The sequence below is a fragment of the Rhizobium sp. EC-SD404 genome (assembly GCF_902498825.1).
In the GTDB taxonomy this organism is placed as follows: domain Bacteria; phylum Pseudomonadota; class Alphaproteobacteria; order Rhizobiales; family Rhizobiaceae; genus Georhizobium.
The window spans coordinates 116,734-131,227 of sequence record NZ_LR701459.1 but is presented as its reverse complement, the minus strand read 5'-3'; the positions used below and the strand labels follow the sequence as shown (position 1 = coordinate 131,227).

Below are 14,494 nucleotides of genomic sequence, written 5' to 3'. Positions count from 1 at the left end.
ATGGAGACGTGCCGTGGCTGCCTATGAACTTCTTTACTGGTCGGTGCCGTTCCGCGGTCAGTTCGTGCGCGCCATCCTCGCCCATGCCGGCGTGGAATGGGCCGAGTGGGATGAACCCTCGATCGCGGAACTCATGGACTCCGATGTCGGCGACATGCCGGTTCCCTTCATCGGTCCGCCGGTCCTCATCGAAAGCGAAAGCGGCTTCGCGGTCTCCCAGATGCCCGCGATCGTCTTCTATCTCGGCGAGAAGCTGGATCTGATGCCTAAGACCGCGGAATTGCGCGCACTGACCATGAAGGTGGTCAACGACGCCAATGACGTGATCGACGAACTGACGCTCAATGGCGGCCGGGACATGTGGACCGAAGAGAAGTGGCGGGGCTCCATTCCGCGCATTCGCAAGTGGATGACGCTCTGGGAAGTGCTCGGCACGAAGCACGGCCTGACGGTGAATGACGGATATCTGCTCGGCGGGTCCAACGCGGGTATCGCCGACATCGTGACGGCGACACTTTGGACCACGATGGCAGACCGCTTCGACCGGCTTGAAAAGCTTTTGACGGAAACGGCGCCGCGAACCCTGGCGCTGTCACGCAGGGTGTCATCTCACCCGGCCCTGGTGAAGCTCGACGAGCAGTCTCGCCGCGCTTATGGCAATGCCTATGCGGGCGGCCAGATTGGCGCCTCGATGGCGTCGGTCTTGAGCACCAAAGCTAGCTGAACCGATCCTTTGCGATCTCACGCGTCCGCAAGCTCCGATCGCAGCCATGTTGCGAAAGTGGCCATCGCAGGCGTCACTGCCTTCCCCATCGGCCGCGTGAGGTAATAGGAGCCGGCCGACACGGCCACATCATATGGCTGGACCAGACGGCCGGCTTCGATCTGTCGGCTGAACATGGCGGATGGCAGCAGCGCCACGCCGAAACCATCGGCTGCAAGTTCCGCAAGGGCAATCGAGGAATCGAGAACCGGGCCGGTCATGGGCGGGCAGGCCATGCCGGCTGCCTCGCACCACTGTTCCCATTCGTCCTTGCGATAGCTGCGCAGCAGCGTTTCGCGAGCGAGATCGTCGGGGACATGCAAGCGTCTGGCGACATTCGGTGCGCAAAGCGGCATCATCGGCGCTGCAAGCAGCGGCTCCGCCTCCAAACCGGTCCATGATCCTGCGCCGAAACGGATGGCCATGTCGAGGCCTTCGCGCGTGATCTCGACGCGGTTGTTGTTGGTCGAGATGCGCAGATCGATGTGCGGATACGCCTCGTTGAAATGCCCGATCCGCGGCATCAGCCAGCCCAGCGCAAACGTCGTGACGACGCCGATCTGCAGCACCTCGATGTGGTGCTTGCCGCGCACACGATCGAGCGCGCGGGCCATGTTATCGAACCCGTGTTCGAGAACCGGGAAAAGTGCCGAGCCTTCTTCCGTCGGCACGAGGCCGAGCGATGTTCGGCGAAACAGCGTCGTGCCGAGCATGTCTTCCAGTCGCGCGATCTGATGGCTGACAGCCGCCTGAGTAACGCGCAGTTCGATGGCCGCACGCGTGAAGCTGCCTTGCCGCATGGCGACTTCGAAGACGCGCAGAGCGTTGAGTGGAATGTCCTGACGATCCATTGGGTATTATCTGAGCTAATGGCTGATCAAAGGATTTGTCGTCTGCCACGGTTTTCAGGCTCGGTCTATGCATTCCCCATCACATGAGTTGATGCACCGTTCAATTCGGGTCGGTGCAGACCTTGCAACCAGATTACGGATTTAGCCGATGACACCACGTCCGATTTTCACGCAGCACACCTTTGCCGCCCTCGCCATGAGCATCCTGTCCGCCGGAGCGGCCTACGGCCAGGATGCCGGTGCGCGGCTTCAGGAGGTTGTCTCCACCATCGAGGAAGATCTCGGCGCACGTGTCGGGATCGTCGTGCGCGACACCGGTTCGGATTGGCAGTGGGCGCACCGCGAAGACGAACGGTTCCTGATGAACAGCACTTTCAAATCTGTGCTGTGCGGTGCGGTCCTTCAGCGTGCCGAGAACGGCGAACTGGCACTCACCGATGCACTGGAAATCGAGGCATCCGACATTCAGGACTACGCGCCCGTTGCGGAAACGCGCGTCGGGGAAACCATGACGGTTGGCGAACTGTGTCTGGCGACGCTCGATATGAGCGATAACACGGCTGCCAATCTGCTGATCGATCGCCTGGGCGGGCCGCAGGAGGTCACAGCGTTCGTGCGCACCCTGGGCGACGGCGTCACCCGCCTCGACCGGTGGGAGCCGGAAATGAATACGTTCGCCGAGGGCGACCCGCGCGACACCACCACACCGTCTGCGATGGCGGCAAGCTGGGAAGCCATGCTGCTTGGCGACGGGCTGTCGGCGGCGGCGCAGGATCAGCTGGTCGATTGGATGAGCATCGGCGGCGTAACAGGCGCCCTGTTGCGGGCAAGCACTCCCGACGATTGGCTGGTGGCCGACAAATCCGGCAGCGGCAACCGCACGCGCAATCTCGTCGCCATGGTCACGCCACCCGATGAAGCGCCGTATCTGGTCTCGATCTACCTGTCGGACACGTCGGCCGATTTCGAAACGCGCAACGCAGCCGTGACAGAGGTCGGTGCAGCGATCGTCGATCTTATCGAAACGCGCTGAACGTTCCGTTCCGCCGTTTATTGCAGCGGCCATCCGTCAGTCAAAACTTACGGAATAAGAAAGCCCCGTGCCATCGCCTTGAAGGCCTCTATGGTGCGGGGCAGGATCTTTTCAGGATCCTCGCTGGCGGCGACGTAGAGAGCCGCGTTCAAGGCCGCACCGTTCAACAATCGCGCCGCAGCTTCGATATCGACGGGCTTTAGCTTTCCGTCCTCCGCAAGTGCGCTGAGTGCGAGACGGGTTTCCGCAAGGCAGGCATTTTGGCTCGGCCATGCCGACGGATCGCCGAGCACGGCCGGGCCATCCAGCAGCACGATGCGTTGGATTTCGGGATCGAGCGCAAGCTCGATATAGGCGGCCCCTTCGGCTTCCAGCGCAGCCCAGCTGTCGCCGGCGTTGGCAGCGGCTTGTTTTGCCTTGGCGGCCATCTCGCCATCGACCTGCGCCACCACCGCGGCCAGCAAGCCCTTCTTGTCGCCGAAATTGTGATAGAGCGCGCCGCGCGTCAGGCCGGCATCCGCCGTCAGGTCGTCCATTGATGCATCGGCGAAACCCTTTTCCGCAAAGGCCTTACGGCCGGCCGAAATCAGTTTGGCGCGCGTCTCTTCCATCATCGCAGCGCGGCTTTTTCTGGTCATTCCCATCCTCGCAATGGCCCAAAGCAGAGCGCAAGGGTTGACATACGTAGCGTATGTGAACATTTAACATACGTTACGTATATCAAACTCGCTTCATTTGTGAAGCGTCGAACATTGAAGAGGACTGAAACATGACTGCTCGTGAACCCGTATATCCCGCCGGACGCCACCATCTCTACGATGCACATGGCTACTCGCCCGCCATCAAGTCCGGTGACCTGCTATTCGTCTCGGGTCAGGTCGGCAGCCGGGAAGATGGCTCGCCCGAACCCGACTACGAAGCGCAGGTGCGGCTTGCATTCAAAAACCTGAGGGCAACGCTGGCAGCGGCCGGTGCCTCCTTGGACGACGTCGTCGACGTGACGAGTTTCCACACCGATCCCAAAACGCAGTTCGAGCCTTTCCTCGCCATCAAGTCCGAAGAGTTTCCGGCAAAGCCCTATCCGAACTGGACGGCGATCGGCGTGAACTGGCTTTCTGGGTTCGACTTCGAAATCAAGGTGATCGCCCGCATTCCTGCGGCGGCCTGACCTGATTGAACGTGGGCCGACGCTTAGCCTCAAAGCGTCGGCCGTGCCCATTCGAGTCCATTCGCAGAGTCAGGGGTTGCAGTTTCTGTCACTTGGTGCCATTTATAAAAAATGTCACCAAGTGACAAAAAATCGCTCAAGCGAGCTTTGATGCTCGCCAAGTGTTTTCGAACCGACACCGATGAGAAATCTTATGACCCTGAACTTCCACTCCCCCACGCGCCGCGCCGGCATGACCTTCGGCGGCGCCGTTGCCCTCGGCATCCTGTTGAGCGGCTGCGTTTCCCCTGAGCAGCAGCGGCAGGTGAACCTCACTCAAGACCAGAACGTCTGCGCCGATATGGGCGCGCGCTACGGATCGCCCGCCCATACGCGTTGCATGATGCAGCAGCAGCAACGCCGCGACGACGAGTACACGCGCTTCGTTCAGCAAGCGCACCTCAATTCGGAGATCGCTCGCAATGCGCAGGAAATGCGGGATCGACAAGCCGATTGAAGGCATTGGTCCAAAAACCCTTTTGACGGTCTGAACGGATCGGGTGACCGATTGTCAGGTTCGTCACTTGGTGACAGATTGGCCATTCCCTGACGACGATGGAGGCCACAATCGACCCGACGAAGATGGAGGAAGCTCGGCTGGCGGTCTCTCGTCATGCAGCCGAACTGTTCTGGAAACACGGGCTCGACGGCACGAGTGGCGATGCCATCGCCGAAGCCGCAGGAATCTCGAAACGGACGGTCTGGCGCTACTTCCGCTCCAAGGAAGCCTGTGTCGAGCCTCTGCTGCTGGCGACCAGTCTGCGCTTCGTCAGCTACATGCGCGATTGGCCACGCGACCTGTCGATCGAAGACTATCTGCACGCAAGCATGGGTTCGTTGCTGGCCGACGAACAGGCGATGCGTGACGGGGTGTCTGCGGTTCGCATCGTTGCAATGATGGCGAAGGAGCCTGCGCTTCGCTCGTCATGGCTGATGGCGTGCAATCAGGCCGAAAGCCAATTGATCCCGGTCGTCGCGGCACGCGCCGATCGCTGGCCCGAGGATTTCGAGGTCAGGCTTTGTGCCGCGGCGATCATGGCAGGCATCAGGGTGGTCGACGAGGAAATCAGCTCGGCCGCCGTCAATGAAGGCCGGCGCTACGAGCAGGCCGAAGCCACAGGACGACTGGCTGCCGCCATTCGCTCTGCAAGCACTTTGCCGATCTGCGACCCGGTCGCGTGATGCAGGCTTAAGATACGGAGAAACAATGATGACCCCGAATGAAGTCCGGTCTTCCGGGCTCGCTTTCGGCTGCCTGGAGGGAACCGGTCCCCGGCAGCCACATGTGAGGCGCATCGGCAGAACCTGGCATGCAGCGCTTGCTGCTCTGTTTCTGTCGTTGATCGTCTCGACCGCACAGGCCCAACCCGATGAGGAAAAGCCGATGACCTACCCTGAAACCAAGACTGTCGACGCCGTCGACGACCACTTTGGCGTGACGATAGAAGACCCCTATCGCTGGCTTGAAAACGACATCCGTCGGGACCCGGACGTGGCAGGTTGGGTCGACACGCAAAGCAAGCTCGCCAACCGCTACCTGGCCGAACTGCCGGGCCGTGACGTGTTGAAGGAGCGCCTGACCGCGCTTTTCGACCACGAGCGGCTGACGACGCCGGAAAAGCGCGGCAATCGTTACTTCTTCACTCGCAACTCGGGGCTCGACAACCAGTCCATCCTGATGGTTCGCGAAGGCGTGGACGGCGCTGACCGCGTCGTGCTCGACCCGAACGAGTGGTCGGAGGACGCAACGACCGCGCTCGCCGAATGGGCTCCTTCGGACGATGGAACGCATGTCGCCTTCGCGATCCAGGAATCGGGCGCCGACTGGCGCACCATCCGCGTGCTCGATGTTGAGAGCGGCGCCGTTCTGGACGATGCGATCGCCTGGGCACGCTTCACCACGATTGCGTGGACGAAGGACGGGACCGGGTTTTTCTATGCCCGAAATCCCGAGCCCGAAAAGGATGCGCCTTTCGAGACGCTGATCCTCGGCCATTCGGTCTATTTCCATGAACTCGGAACACCGCAATCCGCAGACAGACTGGTCCATGCGCCGGCAGGCGACATTCCGCTGATCCATACGATCGAAGCCACTGCCGACGGCCGCTATGCCGTCATCTATTCCACCGCTCTGACCGGCGGCAATGCGCTGTCGGTGGTCGATCTGGCCGATCCGGACTGGCCGGTCCGCCAGGTGGTCGAACGGTTCGATGTCACCTGGATGCTGGCCGGCAACGTCGGCACCAAGCTTTATCTGGTGACTCAGGAAGGTGCCGAACGAGGGAAGATCGTCACGGTTGATCTCGCCGATGAGCGTCTTGAATTCACCGATCTGATCACGGAGCGGGAGGACGAGGTGCGGCGCATTGCATCATTGATTGGCGACAGGCTGATCGTGTCTTACATGGTCGACGCAAAGACCGAGGTCGAGCGCTTCACGCTCGACGGACAGCCGGATGGCCACGTCGAGCTTCCCGGGATCGGCAGCGCCGGCGCCTTCCATGGCCGGCCGGGCGACGACGAGTCCTTCTTCGTCTTCACCAGCAACGATGCACCGACAAGCATCTACCGGTATGACATTGCGGCGAATACCAGCACAGTCTGGGCCGAGCCCGATGTCGATGTCGATCTGGCAAACATCGTGGTCGAGCAACGCTTCTACGCATCGAAGGACGGCACAAGCATACCGATCTTCATCGTCCGCAGAAAAGACGTGACGGGTCCAGCACCGACGATGCTCTACGCCTATGGCGGCTTCGCCATTCCGATGGTGCCCTACTATTCGCCGGCGGCGATGGCTTGGATCGAGCAGGGCGGCGTCTACGCGACCGCCAACATCCGCGGCGGAAGCGAGTACGGCAAAGCCTGGCACGACGCCGGCAAGGGTCGCTTCAAGCAGAACGTGTTTGATGACTTCATCGCAGCCGGCGACTTCCTGAAAAGCGAAGGCATCGCCAGCCAGGACGGCCTTGCAATCCATGGCGAATCCAATGGCGGGCTGTTGGTCGGCGCGGTCGTCAACCAGCGCCCGGATCTCTTCGCTGCGGCGCTGCCGGGCGTCGGCGTCATGGACATGCTGCGCTTCGATCGCTTCACGGGCGGCAAGCTTTGGACCCAGGAGTTCGGCGATCCTGCCGTCGAGGGCGATTTCCGAAACCTGCTATCCTACTCGCCGCTGCACAATATCGAGCCGGGAAAGGCGTATCCTGCCATTCTCGCGACCACGGCGGACACCGACGACCGCGTCGTGCCGGGGCACTCGTTCAAATATGTGGCGGCGCTGCAGGCCAAAGACCTGGGGTCACGTCCGCGTCTGCTGCGCGTCGAGACCCGATCCGGGCACGGCGGCGGCAAGCCGACCGACAGGATGATCGAGGAGATCGCCGACATGTGGGCTTTTGCAGCCCATTGGACGGGCCTCGAGATCCGCCGACCCGACTGAGTGGGAAAGGTCACGTCGAGGCAGCCGGCCTCTCGTCGATAAGCCGGCGTGCTGCGAGCCAGCTCAGCAGAGCCATGGCGCCGGCCGTGGCGAGACAGAGCGGCAAACCTCCGGCCTGATAGCTCAGGCCGGAGAGCAACGTTCCCAGAAGCCGGCCCGCGGCATTCGCCATGTAATAGAATCCAACGTCACGCGTGATGCGCGTGGCGTCACCGAAGGCGAGGATCAGATAGGAATGGACGGCGGAATTGATCGCGAACACGTAGCCGAACGCGAACAGGCCGCCGATCAGGAAGACGGTCAGCCAAGGTGCCGGCTCGCCTGATACCCAGGCGCTGGCGGCGAGGATGAAAGGGATCGGCACGAGGCATCCGACCCACCAGACCGCCTTGCGGACGACGGCGGACTCGGGGACTGTCGCGGCTTTCAGAATGCGCGGGGCTGCCGCCTGCACGGCGCCATAAATAATGATCCAGGCAGCCAGAAACCCGCCGATCACGAAGAAGGCCCATCGTCTGCCCTCGTCGGTGCCATCGGACAACACGGCCTGGAAGTAGATCGGCACGCCGACCACGAACCAGACGTCGCGCGCGGCGAAAAGGAACATGCGCGCGAGTGACAGCCGATTGACGCGCGGGTCGGACGAGCGCCAGGCCGCGAATTTCGCGTTTCTGTCTTTCGCCGGCAGGCCGGGTGGCAGAAAGAGCGCGACGGCGATGAGGATCACGAGCAGGATCCCAGCCATCGCCCAGATCGCGGTTTCGAACCCGGCGAGCGCTAGCAGTGCCGCGCCGAGGAAGAAACCGAGCCCCTTCACTGCGTTCTTGGAGCCGGTCAACAGCGCCACCCAGCGAAACAGCGTGCCGTCGCCTTGAGGTGCAAGCAGCTTGACCGCCGATTTGGACGACATTTTCGACAGGTCCTTGGCCACGCCCGACACGCCCTGCACGGCCATGACGAAGGCCACCGAGGCAGCGACGCCCCAGGCTGGATCGAGTTGCGCCAGGACGACAAGGGCCAGGATCTGCAGCGTGAGGCCGGCGTAAAGTGTCGATGCGAGGCCAAATCGCGCGGCGAGCCAGCCGGCGTAGAGATTGGTTACGATACCCGCGACCTCGTAGAGCAGGAACAGCCAGGCCAGCTGGATCGGCGTAAACCCGAGGCCGTTGAAGTGCAGCAGCACCAGCATGCGAAGCGCGCCGTCCGAGAGCATGAATGCCCAGTAGGACGCCGTGACGGCGACATAGGCCCGCATGGGACGGGCGGCGCTCACATCGAACCTGCCATCATCCGAACGATATCGGCGAGACGGCAGGCATAGCCCCACTCATTGTCGTACCAGGCGTAGATCTTCACCTGCGTCCCGTTCACGACCATCGTGGAAGGGCCATCGATCACCCCGGATCGGCGATCATTGGTATAGTCGCAGCTGACAAGCGGCCGGGTCTCGAAGCCGAGAATGCCGTTGAGCGGCCCGTCGGCGGCGGCCTTGAACAGGGCGTTCACCTCCTCCGCCGTCGTCGGCCGCTCCACCTCGAAAACGCAGTCCGTCAGCGATGCGTTGAGGAGCGGCACCCGCACCGCATGGCCGTTCAGGCGCCCCTTGAGTTCCGGGTAGATCAGCGTGATCGCTGTCGCGCTGCCCGTCGTGGTGGGGATCAGGTTCATCAGGGCCGACCGTGCGCGGCGCATGTCCTTCGCCGGCCGATCGACGATCGTCTGGGTGTTGGTCACGTCATGGATCGTGGTGATCGACCCGTGGCGAATGCCGATCGCCTCGTGGATCACCTTCACGACCGGCGCCAGGCAGTTCGTCGTGCAACTCGCCGCCGTGACCAGCCAGTGTTGATCCTTGTCGTAGAGATCATGGTTGATGCCATAGACGAGGTTCAGCGCTCCGCCGTCCTTGACGGGCGCGGACACCACGACTTTCTTGGCACCCGCCGAACGGTAGGGCGCAACCTTCGCCGCCGTCTTGAAGACCCCGGTGCAGTCGATCACGAGATCGACGCCGAGTTCCGAGAGCGGCAGCGCCTCGATGGTCTTTTCCCGGGTCAGGCGAATGCGCGTGCCGTTCAGGATGAGGTGGTCGTCGTCATGCGCGATCGGCACGTTCCAGCGTCCATGGACGCTGTCGAACTCCATGAGAAGCGCGTGCTGCGCGGCGTCGCCCATCGCGTCATTGACGAGAACGATTTCACCGCCGGCGCCACTGTCGATCAGGTCACGCAGGACGAGTTTGCCGATGCGGCCGAGGCCGTTCAATGCGATGCGGGTCATTGCTGCCGAATTCCGTTTCTGCGAGATGTCGATGAAGACATCGGGCGAGCAAAGGCCGCCCGGTTGTCATATCCATAATTCCCGAATAGACGAATTAAAAGTGCCGGGCAACCCTGCTGCGGTCGGCTAAGTCGGATCCCCGTGTGCGTTGAGGCCGTCCGGCCGGTAGCGGGAGACGACGCTGGTCGCCGATGGCAGTGCTCCGAAGCTTACCGCCGCTGCCATAGTCAGCCACAGATAGCCGAACGCCCAGCCCGCGATCACGTCGCTCGGCCAGTGGGTGCCGAGATAGATCCGGCTCAGCCCGACCAGAACCGTGAGCCCGACTGCTGCGCCCAAAGCGCAGATTTTCGGCAGCCGGTAGGGCGTGGCGCTCATCGCGAAAACCGCGATCGAACCGAAGAGGAGCGCCGCAAGCAGCGCATGGCCCGAGGGAAAGCTCGTATGCAGCATGGAATAGGAGCCGGGCAGATGGTGCGGGCGCAGCCAGGCGAACACGGCTTTGGCGACATACCCGGCCACGGCGCCCCCGGCGACGCCGACGATCAGGAAGATGGCGGCGGTGAAATGGCGTGCAAGCACCGCATAGGCGAGCATGGCGGCTGCAAAACTCGCCACGATTTCCGGACTGCCCAGTGCGGTGAAGCTCCAGGCGAGAGACGCGATCCTGCCCTCGCCACCCATAGCCCCGAAAGGCTCGGGCAGTCCAAAGAGAAGGAAGCGGTCGACTGCGTGCACGCCGGCGAGAAATTCCAGCGTCGAGAGGCCGAAGATGAGAAGCGCAAGCGCCAGGGATATATTTCGCAAAGCGCCAATCACCATGCCGGCGGGGGGCAAGGACCCGCGAGAACGAGCCCGATGATTGCCGACCGCCGTCAAGGAAGCGTTAAAACACGCTCGTGATCATGCGAATGCTGGTCAGAGCCAGAAACGCTGCGAAACAGTAGCGCAGCGCGGTCGGCGAGATGGCATGGGCGATGCGAGCGCCGAGTGGAGCCGTCAGCATGGAGGCGGGAATGATCGCGGCAAGGCCCGCAAGGTTTACGTACCCGAGCGAGAACGGCGGCAGATCCTCCACGCCGAGGCCGAACCAGATGTAGCCGATGGTGCCGGGGATCGCGATGATGAGGCCGATCGCCGATGCGGTGCCGACCGCCTTGCGGATCGGGTATGCGAAGAACGACAGGATCGGTACCGACAGCGTGCCGCCGCCGATGCCCATCATCACCGAGAACAGACCGATGATCGTTGCGAGCAGTTCTTTCAGCGGGCTCCTCGGCATCTCGCGCTTCTGGGAGGCTTCCGAAGGCTTGAAGGCCATGTTGATGGCGACGATGGCTGCGACGACGGCGAAGACGATGGTCAGCACTTCGCCCGATACATTGCCGCCGATGACGGTGCCGACGATGACGCCGAAGGCGACCGCCGGGCCCCATCGCTTGAGAAGGTCGGTATCGACGCTTCCCTTCTTCCAGTGCGACCGCGCCGACATGAACCCCGTGAAGATGATCGTCGCGAGCGACGTGCCCACCGCCACATGCATGCGCACTTCTTCCTCGATATCGAGACCGATGAAGACGAAAAACAGGACCGGGACGATGACGATGCCGCCGCCGACGCCGAGGAGGCCGGAGATGATACCGGCGATCGCACCGGTGACGACAAGGATACCGATCAGCGTAAGCGCTTCGGTGAGACCGACGTCGAGCATGGAAAGGGTCCTGGAGATATGAGGGTGTGACAGAAGAAAAGGCGGCGCGATGCGCCGCCTTTGTAGCTTAAAGAACGATCGGGTCTCAGAGAACCTTGACGGTGATCTCACCGACGCCGGCGACCTTGCCGACCATCGTGTCGCCCTTGCCGACCGCGCCGACGCCGGAAGGCGTGCCGGTCATGATCATGTCGCCCGGCTGCAGTTCGAAATACTCCGAAAGGATCGAGATCATTTCCGGGACTTTCCAGAGCAGCTGGTTCAGGTCGCCAGTCTGGCGGCGCTCGCCATTGACGTCGAGCGTGACTTCGCCTTCCGTCGGATGGCCGATCTTCGACGCCGGAACGATGGCGCCGCAGGGTGCGGACTTCTCGAAGGACTTGCCGACTTCCCACGGACGGCCGAGCTTCTTGGCTTCGCCCTGAAGGTCGCGGCGGGTCATGTCGAGGCCGACGCCGTAACCGTAGACGTGGTCGAGCGCACTTTCGACCGAGATGTCCCTGCCGCCCTTATGCAGCACGACGACAAGTTCGATCTCGTGATGCACGTCCGACGTCTTCGTCGGATACGGGAAGTCTTCGCCGTAGGTCACGTTCGAGGGCGACTTGAAGAAGAAGAACGGAGGCTCCTTGTCCGGGTCGTGGCCCATCTCCACGGCATGGGCGGCGTAGTTGCGGCCGATGCAGAAGACTCGGTTGATCGGGAAGAGCTCGTCGCTGCCCTCGACGGGCAGAGCGACGACTTGGGGAGGAGAGACCACATAGGTCTGTTCCGCCGGCTTCTTCAATGCACTTTCTGACATGGTCAACTCCTGACTCCTGCGTAGTATTCGACACGCTTCTCAAGCTTTGCAACCAATTCCGCAAGAGTGAGCGCGATGGTGAAGAGGATCAACACCAGGGCCCAGAAGTGGGCCATGAGGAAGTTCTGCTGGTACAATTGGAACAGCGCGCCGACACCGATGATCGAGACCAGAAGCTGGCCGATGACGACGCCTTTGACGCCGCGGATCATGCCAAGCCGGATGCCGGCCAGGATTTCGGGCAGTGCTGCCAGAAGCACCATTTTGAAGCGCTCGGCACGCGAAGCACCGAAGGAGCGCGACATTTCCATGAGCGACGGCGATATGCTGAGCACGCCGGCGCGGGTATCGAGAACGATGATCCAAACCGCGAACATGAAGACCGTGACGATGACGGTCGGCGTGCCGAGGCCGAAGAGGATCATGAACACCGGCACGAGTGCCGAAAGCGGTGCCGACAGGAAGGTATTCACCCACATGTTCAGCATTTTGTCGGCCGCAGGCACCAGGCCCATCAGAAAGCCGAGCGGAATGCCGATAGCGATCGCGAGGGCGAGGCCGCCAAGATAGGACTGTACCGTAATCCGCATCGCCTCGCCAAAGCTGCGCGACGTCACGACGTCGCCAAGCGCTGCGAGGACTTCCGTGAACGGCGGAAACAGCATCACGAGCTCGAAGCGGCCAATGATTTCCCAGATGATCACCCAGACGAGGAGCGAGGCCATCTTGGGCATTTTGAACCCGAAGAGTGTCATGACCTACTCCACATATTTCCGGATGCCCTGCCAGATCTGCTCGACCGTATCCAGGTAGACGTCGTTGCGGCGCAGATCGTCCGGGTTGATGCCCTTCGGGATCGCCGGATCGATGATCTCCGAGATGCGGCCGGGACGAGGCGACAGCATGATGATGCGGTCGGAAACATAAACCGCTTCCTCGATCGAATGCGTGACGAAGAGGAACGTCTTCTTCTCCACCTCGCGCAGCCGGAAGAGATCTTCCTGAAACTTGCGGCGCGTCTGCTCGTCGACGGCCGAGAACGGCTCGTCCATCAAGAGCACGTCGGCATTGACGGCGAGCGCACGTGCAAGCCCGACGCGCTGGCGCATGCCGCCCGAAAGTTCGTGCGGATACTTCTTCTCGAACCCGGCAAGCCCGACTTCGGCGATGTAGTGCTGCGCCTTCTGCTCGCGCTCGGAGCGGGGAACGCCCTGCATCTTCAGGCCGAAGGCGGCATTGTCCATCACGCTTGCCCAAGGCATCAGCGCAAAGTCCTGGAACACGAAGGCGCGTTCCGTGCCGGGGCCGGTCACCGGCTTGCCCTTGACGAGCACTTCACCCGCGGTTGGCTGGAGAAGGCCGGCGACGATCTTGAGCAGCGTGGTCTTGCCGCAGCCCGATGGGCCGAGAAGGCTGGTCAGGTGGCCGGTTTCGAAAGCGATGTTGATGTTGTCGAGGGCGACCACATCGTTGCCATAGACCTTCGAGACCCCCCTGACTTCGATGATGGGGTTGGACGGTTTGGTCACGGGTGTCGGATCCTCGTATGTCTTTGCAAGGGCCAGGCTCATTTAGAACTCCGCTTTTCAGGCCTGAACAGCTTGGCCTCGATCCATTGAAGGGTGCTGACTGCGATGATCGCGAACAGCACGATCGACGCGATCGTCGCGTACATGTGGGCGAAGTTGGCGACGGACCGGTGGTAGGTGATGAGGTCGCCGATGCCCGTCGGCGTGATCAGAAGTTCCGCCAGAACGACGCCCGAGAAACCCTCGGCGACGCCGAGGCGAAGCCCGGCGAACATCATCGGGCTCGCGGCCGGAATGACGATCTGGAAGATCTGCTGGCGCCGGTTGCCCATGAAGGACTGGCACATGGAAACCAGTGACGGCGGCACGTTGCGCACGGCCTTGTAACTGTTGATCGCGATGACCGGCAGCGACAGCATGACGACCGCGAGCACCTTGGACGCAAGGCCGATGCCGTAGACGAAGGTGACGAGCGGGATCAGCGCCGCCATCGGCGCGGCCTGCATGACGATGAAGACCGGCAGCGTGAACCATTCCACGTCGCGGCGCAGGCCCATGGCGACGCCGGCCGTGATGCCGACGATCAGCGAGAAGGAAAGCCCGATGACGAGCGGTTCCATCGTGCGCAGATAGGCGGCACCCATGGACCCGTCGGCCACCATCTCGAAGAAGGCGGAAACAGTCGCGGTGAAGGTCGGGAAGGAGAAGTTGAAGCCCGTCCGTCCGGCATATTCCCAAAGCGCGGCGAAGATCACCACCGAGAGGATTTTCCAGAACAGCGTCACTTCGCCGATGCGGCTCCAGATCGTCGGAGCGTCGCGCCGGGGACCGGCGAAGGCCGGTTGGGCGGTCGGTGAATAGGACATTGATGAACCT

At 62.2% G+C, this 14,494-nt stretch carries 16 protein-coding genes; 6 read left to right on the top strand and 10 right to left on the bottom strand.

The window, feature by feature from the left end; translation table 11 throughout:
- Nucleotides 1-13: 13 nt before the first annotated feature.
- The gene (gene gst / locus GC125_RS01710) at nt 14-724 is read left to right on the top strand and encodes a glutathione transferase, Atu5508 family (protein ID WP_151983537.1); all 711 of its coding nucleotides are present in this window, start codon (nt 14-16) and stop codon (nt 722-724) included.
- 17 nt (nt 725-741) lie between these two features.
- Here gst and GC125_RS01705 read toward each other — a convergent pair whose 3' ends face one another.
- Nucleotides 742-1,614: a LysR family transcriptional regulator gene (locus GC125_RS01705; protein WP_151983535.1), complete on the bottom strand. Its 873-nt coding sequence runs from the start codon at nt 1,612-1,614 to the stop codon at nt 742-744.
- A gap of 148 nt (nt 1,615-1,762) precedes the next feature.
- Between GC125_RS01705 and bla the strand changes: the two genes are divergently transcribed.
- Nucleotides 1,763-2,647, top strand: coding sequence for a class A beta-lactamase (gene bla / locus GC125_RS01700; RefSeq protein ID WP_151983533.1), 885 nt, complete (start codon nt 1,763-1,765; stop codon nt 2,645-2,647).
- Nucleotides 2,648-2,694: 47 nt separating this feature from the next.
- Here the strand turns inward: bla and GC125_RS01695 are convergent, their stop codons facing one another.
- Nucleotides 2,695-3,285, bottom strand: coding sequence for a TetR/AcrR family transcriptional regulator (locus GC125_RS01695; RefSeq protein ID WP_502706025.1), 591 nt, complete (start codon nt 3,283-3,285; stop codon nt 2,695-2,697).
- Between the two features lie 131 nt (nt 3,286-3,416).
- Between GC125_RS01695 and GC125_RS01690 the strand changes: the two genes are divergently transcribed.
- The 4 genes from GC125_RS01690 to GC125_RS01675 all read left to right on the top strand — a co-directional run bounded on the left by GC125_RS01690 (nt 3,417) and on the right by GC125_RS01675 (nt 7,296).
- A complete protein-coding gene (locus GC125_RS01690; RefSeq protein WP_151983531.1) occupies nt 3,417-3,815 on the top strand; it encodes a RidA family protein in 399 nt (132 codons plus the stop codon).
- A gap of 193 nt (nt 3,816-4,008) precedes the next feature.
- Nucleotides 4,009-4,311, top strand: coding sequence for a hypothetical protein (locus GC125_RS01685; RefSeq protein ID WP_151983529.1), 303 nt, complete (start codon nt 4,009-4,011; stop codon nt 4,309-4,311).
- Nucleotides 4,312-4,409: 98 nt separating this feature from the next.
- A complete protein-coding gene (locus tag GC125_RS01680) occupies nt 4,410-5,036 on the top strand; it encodes a TetR/AcrR family transcriptional regulator (RefSeq protein WP_151983527.1) in 627 nt (208 codons plus the stop codon).
- A gap of 28 nt (nt 5,037-5,064) precedes the next feature.
- Complete coding sequence (locus GC125_RS01675; RefSeq protein WP_286165326.1) at nt 5,065-7,296, top strand: prolyl oligopeptidase family serine peptidase; 2,232 nt, start codon at nt 5,065-5,067, stop codon at nt 7,294-7,296.
- Between the two features lie 10 nt (nt 7,297-7,306).
- Here the strand turns inward: GC125_RS01675 and arsJ are convergent, their stop codons facing one another.
- From arsJ to GC125_RS01635, 8 genes are all read right to left on the bottom strand, one after another.
- Nucleotides 7,307-8,569 (bottom strand): organoarsenical effux MFS transporter ArsJ, encoded by a 1,263-nt coding sequence (gene arsJ / locus GC125_RS01670; RefSeq protein ID WP_286165325.1) that lies wholly within the window; start codon nt 8,567-8,569, stop codon nt 7,307-7,309.
- Nucleotides 8,566-9,576 carry an ArsJ-associated glyceraldehyde-3-phosphate dehydrogenase gene (locus tag GC125_RS01665; RefSeq protein WP_151983525.1) on the bottom strand — a complete coding sequence of 337 codons (1,011 nt, stop codon included), beginning with the start codon at nt 9,574-9,576 and terminating at the stop codon, nt 8,566-8,568. The genes arsJ and GC125_RS01665 overlap by 4 nt, the downstream gene beginning before the upstream one ends.
- 126 nt (nt 9,577-9,702) lie before the next feature.
- Nucleotides 9,703-10,383, bottom strand: a complete 681-nt coding sequence (locus tag GC125_RS01660; RefSeq protein WP_199864400.1) for a phosphatase PAP2 family protein — start codon at nt 10,381-10,383, stop codon at nt 9,703-9,705.
- A 79-nt stretch (nt 10,384-10,462) separates the two neighbouring features.
- Nucleotides 10,463-11,287 (bottom strand): sulfite exporter TauE/SafE family protein, encoded by an 825-nt coding sequence (locus GC125_RS01655; protein WP_151983521.1) that lies wholly within the window; start codon nt 11,285-11,287, stop codon nt 10,463-10,465.
- Nucleotides 11,288-11,372: 85 nt separating this feature from the next.
- Nucleotides 11,373-12,089 (bottom strand): fumarylacetoacetate hydrolase family protein, encoded by a 717-nt coding sequence (locus GC125_RS01650; protein WP_151983519.1) that lies wholly within the window; start codon nt 12,087-12,089, stop codon nt 11,373-11,375.
- A 2-nt stretch (nt 12,090-12,091) separates the two neighbouring features.
- Entirely contained in the window at nt 12,092-12,844 is a 753-nt protein-coding gene (locus GC125_RS01645) for an ABC transporter permease (protein ID WP_151983517.1), read from the bottom strand.
- 3 nt (nt 12,845-12,847) lie between these two features.
- The gene (locus GC125_RS01640) at nt 12,848-13,660 is read right to left on the bottom strand and encodes an ABC transporter ATP-binding protein (protein WP_151983515.1); all 813 of its coding nucleotides are present in this window, start codon (nt 13,658-13,660) and stop codon (nt 12,848-12,850) included.
- Nucleotides 13,657-14,484, bottom strand: coding sequence for an ABC transporter permease (locus GC125_RS01635; protein WP_151983513.1), 828 nt, complete (start codon nt 14,482-14,484; stop codon nt 13,657-13,659). Before GC125_RS01635 ends, GC125_RS01640 begins: the two co-directional genes overlap by 4 nt.
- Nucleotides 14,485-14,494 lie beyond the last annotated feature (10 nt).

What these genes read in the sequence shown, in the direction of transcription:
- GC125_RS01705 (WP_151983535.1), bottom strand. Translation starts at nt 1,614, where the DNA reads ATGGATCGTCAGGACATTCCACTCAACGCTCTGCGCGTCTTCGAAGTC.
- bla (WP_151983533.1), top strand. Translation starts at nt 1,763, where the DNA reads ATGACACCACGTCCGATTTTCACGCAGCACACCTTTGCCGCCCTCGCC.
- GC125_RS01695 (WP_502706025.1), bottom strand. Translation starts at nt 3,285, where the DNA reads ATGACCAGAAAAAGCCGCGCTGCGATGATGGAAGAGACGCGCGCCAAA.
- GC125_RS01690 (WP_151983531.1), top strand. Translation starts at nt 3,417, where the DNA reads ATGACTGCTCGTGAACCCGTATATCCCGCCGGACGCCACCATCTCTAC.
- GC125_RS01685 (WP_151983529.1), top strand. Translation starts at nt 4,009, where the DNA reads ATGACCCTGAACTTCCACTCCCCCACGCGCCGCGCCGGCATGACCTTC.
- GC125_RS01680 (WP_151983527.1), top strand. Translation starts at nt 4,410, where the DNA reads ATGGAGGCCACAATCGACCCGACGAAGATGGAGGAAGCTCGGCTGGCG.
- GC125_RS01675 (WP_286165326.1), top strand. Translation starts at nt 5,065, where the DNA reads ATGACCCCGAATGAAGTCCGGTCTTCCGGGCTCGCTTTCGGCTGCCTG.
- GC125_RS01665 (WP_151983525.1), bottom strand. Translation starts at nt 9,576, where the DNA reads ATGACCCGCATCGCATTGAACGGCCTCGGCCGCATCGGCAAACTCGTC.
- GC125_RS01655 (WP_151983521.1), bottom strand. Translation starts at nt 11,287, where the DNA reads ATGCTCGACGTCGGTCTCACCGAAGCGCTTACGCTGATCGGTATCCTT.
- GC125_RS01650 (WP_151983519.1), bottom strand. Translation starts at nt 12,089, where the DNA reads ATGTCAGAAAGTGCATTGAAGAAGCCGGCGGAACAGACCTATGTGGTC.
- GC125_RS01645 (WP_151983517.1), bottom strand. Translation starts at nt 12,844, where the DNA reads ATGACACTCTTCGGGTTCAAAATGCCCAAGATGGCCTCGCTCCTCGTC.
- GC125_RS01640 (WP_151983515.1), bottom strand. Translation starts at nt 13,660, where the DNA reads ATGAGCCTGGCCCTTGCAAAGACATACGAGGATCCGACACCCGTGACC.
- GC125_RS01635 (WP_151983513.1), bottom strand. Translation starts at nt 14,484, where the DNA reads ATGTCCTATTCACCGACCGCCCAACCGGCCTTCGCCGGTCCCCGGCGC.